The organism is Micromonospora maritima, assembly GCF_902825405.1.
GTDB lineage: Bacteria > Actinomycetota > Actinomycetes > Mycobacteriales > Micromonosporaceae > Micromonospora > Micromonospora maritima.
The window spans coordinates 1-940 of the sequence record NZ_CADEAU010000917.1 but is presented as its reverse complement, the minus strand read 5'-3'; the positions used below and the strand labels follow the sequence as shown (position 1 = coordinate 940).

General features: G+C 77.3%; 2 protein-coding genes. Both read right to left on the bottom strand.

The window, feature by feature from the left end:
* Positions 1-35: 35 nt before the first annotated feature.
* Positions 36-200: a hypothetical protein gene (locus tag HUW36_RS34790; RefSeq protein WP_174531661.1), complete on the bottom strand. Its 165-nt coding sequence runs from the start codon at positions 198-200 to the stop codon at positions 36-38.
* A gap of 11 nt (positions 201-211) precedes the next feature.
* Positions 212-940: EamA family transporter (locus HUW36_RS33520; protein ID WP_174531660.1), on the bottom strand; the 729-nt coding region annotated here is incomplete at its 5' end.

Sequence of the window (940 nt, the reverse complement as noted above, 5' to 3'; positions counted from 1 at the left end):
GCCCCGCCCCCGGGGGACGGCGGGGCCCGCGCCGCTCAGCCGCGGCCGAGCTTCTCGGTGGGGGTGACGCGCACGACGACGCGTTCCTCGCCGGGACCGCCGCCCGGGCCGTCGACCACCAGGGACCGACCCACGGGTACGGCCGCCAGGCCGGCGAGCGCGCCGAGCAGCGTCACCCCCGTCACCAGCGCCGTCGACACGGGCCGGGACGCTACCGCTTCACCGGCTCCCGGGCCGTACCGTTCCCGGCGACCGGCGCGGTCCGGCGTGGACGTTCGGTGCTCACCACCACCGCCACACCGGCCACGATGACCGCGCCGCCGAGCAGCACCTGGGCGGTGACCGGCTCGGCGACGAACAGCGCGCCGAGCGCCACCGCGACCGCCGGGTTCACGTAGGCGTACGTGGACACCAGGGAGAGCGGCGCGTGCGCGAGCAGCCAGACGTACGCGGTGAAGGCGACGAGCGAGCCGGCCACCATCAGGTACGCCAGCGCCACCCAGGATCGCGTGGTCACCTCGGCGGGGGAGAAGTCGGCCAGCTCCCCGCGTGCGGCGGCGACCACCGCGAGCGCCACCGCGCCCGCCACCATCTCGTAGACGGTGGCCACGAACGGGTCGGCGGGCATCCGGATCCGCCCGGACAGGAACGAGCCGACGGACCAGCTGACCGCGCCGGCCACCACGACGAGCGCGCCGACCAGCGGCACCCCGTCCACGCCGTCGCGGGGCAGGACCAGCAGGACCAGCCCGACGAAGCCGAGCGCCACGCCGGCGAACGTCCAGGCGCGGGGCCGGTCGCCGCCGGCCGTCCGCAGCACCACCACCAGGAGCGGAACGGTGGCCACCAGCAGCGCGGCGACGCCGGAGGGCACCGCGGTGCCGGGCGGGCCGGACTCGGCGAGCACCACCAGCCCGTTGCCGCCGGCCAGCAGCAGCAC